This is a genomic window from Wolbachia endosymbiont of Drosophila bicornuta, assembly GCF_028982105.1.
GTDB classification, from domain to species: Bacteria; Pseudomonadota; Alphaproteobacteria; order Rickettsiales; family Anaplasmataceae; genus Wolbachia; species Wolbachia pipientis.
In genome coordinates, this window is the sequence record NZ_JAPQLF010000068.1 from 1 (window position 1) to 2,599 (window position 2,599).

General features: G+C 35.5%; 3 protein-coding genes. 2 read left to right on the plus strand and 1 reads right to left on the minus strand.

Annotated elements, in window-relative coordinates:
* Both OZD68_RS01615 and OZD68_RS01620 read left to right on the plus strand, forming a co-directional pair.
* Nucleotides 1-149 (plus strand): transposase (locus OZD68_RS01615; protein WP_275008740.1); only part of this gene is annotated, 149 nt, incomplete at its 5' end.
* A 359-nt stretch (nt 150-508) separates the two neighbouring features.
* Nucleotides 509-1,417: an Rpn family recombination-promoting nuclease/putative transposase gene (locus OZD68_RS01620; RefSeq protein ID WP_182309796.1), complete on the plus strand. Its 909-nt coding sequence runs from the start codon at nt 509-511 to the stop codon at nt 1,415-1,417.
* A 755-nt stretch (nt 1,418-2,172) separates the two neighbouring features.
* On the opposite strand, the gene OZD68_RS01625 is transcribed toward OZD68_RS01620, so the two are convergent.
* On the minus strand, nt 2,173-2,319 hold the full coding sequence (locus tag OZD68_RS01625) for a hypothetical protein (protein WP_182309795.1): 147 nt from the start codon (nt 2,317-2,319) through the stop codon (nt 2,173-2,175).
* Between the last annotated feature and the right edge of the window lie 280 nt (nt 2,320-2,599).

Sequence of the window (2,599 nt, forward strand, 5' to 3'; positions counted from 1 at the left end):
GGGTTGGTGCAGAAATTTTGTATCTGCCGCCTTATTCTCCAGATTTCAACAAAATTGAGCATCATTGGTTTGCTATAAAAAACAGAGCCAGGAAAGACATTCCTCTATTCGAATCCTTTCGTCGTGCTGTTGATTCTGCCTTCCTATGACCTGTTCGGACTATTATGAGAAATGCTATAACTTGATACCTATGCTATATTATAGAATTTTTAATTGAATGGAGGGCTTATAATGGTTTTTAGAGCGTATCTTTGATGTCTCCTACAGCTCCAAATTCATGACATCCATTTGCTGATCTTTTAAGGCGCTTTACAGAAGGGTTGATTAAAAGATGTATAAAGGGACGTCTAAGGTGCATAGTAGCATTCTAGGGCCATCTATGAAGGTAGTTTTTTGCCAACTCTTGAAATTCAGCTAAATTTACCACTTTAATAGACTTTAGCATAAAAAACTTGAACATTTCTTCAGAATTGTGTATAATTATTGATGCTTTTTAGGTTAATTCGTTATGGCTCTTTCTAAATTTCTCAATCCAAAATTAGACCTAACCTTCAAAAAAGTCTTTGGTACAGAAAAAAACAAGAATATTCTTATTCACTTCCTCAATGATATCTTAGGATTTACCGGGATAGATACTATACAAGAAGTTGAGTTTCTTAGCACCTACATGGATCCTGAAGTTGCCTCTGATAAACAAAGCATTGTTGACGTCCTTTGCAAGGATTCTAGTGGGTTCAGATACGTGATTGAGATGCAGCTCGCTCGTGATAGAGGCTTTGAGAAACGCGCTCAGTTATATGCTGCTAAAGCTTATTCAAGGCAGGTTGGAAAAGGTGGCGAGTACATCGATTTAAAAACAGTATTCTTTATTGCTATTTCCGATAATACGCTATTTCCTGAGGAGGTTGAGTATATTTCCACTCACAATATACGTGATATAAAGACTAACGGACATTACTTAAAAGATTTTCAATTTGTCTTTATTGAGTTGCCTAAATTCGCAAAAAACAAAGTAGAGCAGCTAGAAAGTACAATAGAGCGCTGGTGCTTTTTTTTCAAGTACGCAGAAGATACTACAGATGAAGACCTAAAAGATATTGCAGAAAAATCGCCAATAATAAAGCTAGCATACGATGAGTTAGACAAGTTTCGCTGGAATGAGAAAGATCTGATAGCGTACGAAGAAAGGATAATGGATCTGCGGAAAGAAGAAGGCATCCTCGCTCAAAAACTTGATGATGCTACTGAAGAAGGTAGAGAAGAAGGCATCCTTATCGGACATGAAAAAGGCAGAAAAGCAGAGAAAATTGAGGTTGCAAAGAATCTACTAAAAGCAGGTGTTTCTATTGATATCATAACTGAAACTACCGGTCTTACTGTTGATGAAGTTAAATCCCTACTATCTCTGGATGCTTAGATAATACCTTCGTATTCGACGAAAATCCTATAACTGCAGCGCAAATGTTATGCTATAAGTATATAGTGAAAATGCCATTAGAAACTGCTCAATTACTTAATAGTGTTTTTTCAACAGCATCCAAATCCTTCTGTTAGTGTTATAGATTATAATATGGAAGTTCCATACAAACTTACTCATATCCTTGTTCTTTATGGGCTAAAAGGAAACTTTCATTGGTTGATAAAGTATGGAAAAGGATTGTCTATAGAGTATAGCTTGCGATACAAAAGAACGCACAAATCCGAGAGATTGGTGTGATAGCAATAAGAATTTGCTCATTTTCCAATCAGATGATATACAAGCACTGCCTGATCGATATAAATGCAGTAGCCCTATACAAGTCTATAGAGAGTATTACCTAAAGGAAAAGATAAGGTTTGATAAGTGGGAAAAAGGTAGAGAACACCAGATTGGTTGCTAGACAAAATGCTATAGGTTATAAAATAGAGAAGCTATCCAAAACGGCAAGAAAAAAGCAGGGAAGAGAGCAAAAAACAGGCTAAAATAGCCATAGCTAAGTCTGCTTAAGACCAGTGTCTCTAACACAAATTCTGGATTATATTTTAGGTAAATTATTAAAAATCTCCACTCTTTCAACTAAGTCTGATCAAATTTAAAATGGCAGTTTTTTGCATACCTTAACATGGTCAAGCCATTGAAAATCTTGAATTTTACTGAACTGATGATAATTTGAAGATGTCTGCTGCTTAAATTTAGGCACATGCTAATTTTCTATTGTAAATGCTCAAATTATTTACTATTTTTTTATCTTGATCCATGATTCTGGTTATTATAGCCTTTCTTATAATAGTCCGAATGCGATAAGATATGTGTTTATGGCTATAGCAGGCCAGTAGCATATTACGGTCTGTTCGGATTATTGTAAAAAGAGCTATAGTACTGCGACCCGGAGGTATCCTAACATCACTAATCTTAGGAAAGCAGAGCATTTTGATCATCTAGAATTTCAAAAGTTGAGCTAAGGAAATAAAACTAATCCCTTAATACAACCACTTTGCTGTTCCCTCGCCATCATGCACAGAGCCTAAAAAAATCCTGCTAATTTTTCCACTAAATTTGGTCTTTTCTTCATCTATATCTCCTTCTACGCCTAGAATTTTATTCGCCAATTGTCTAGAG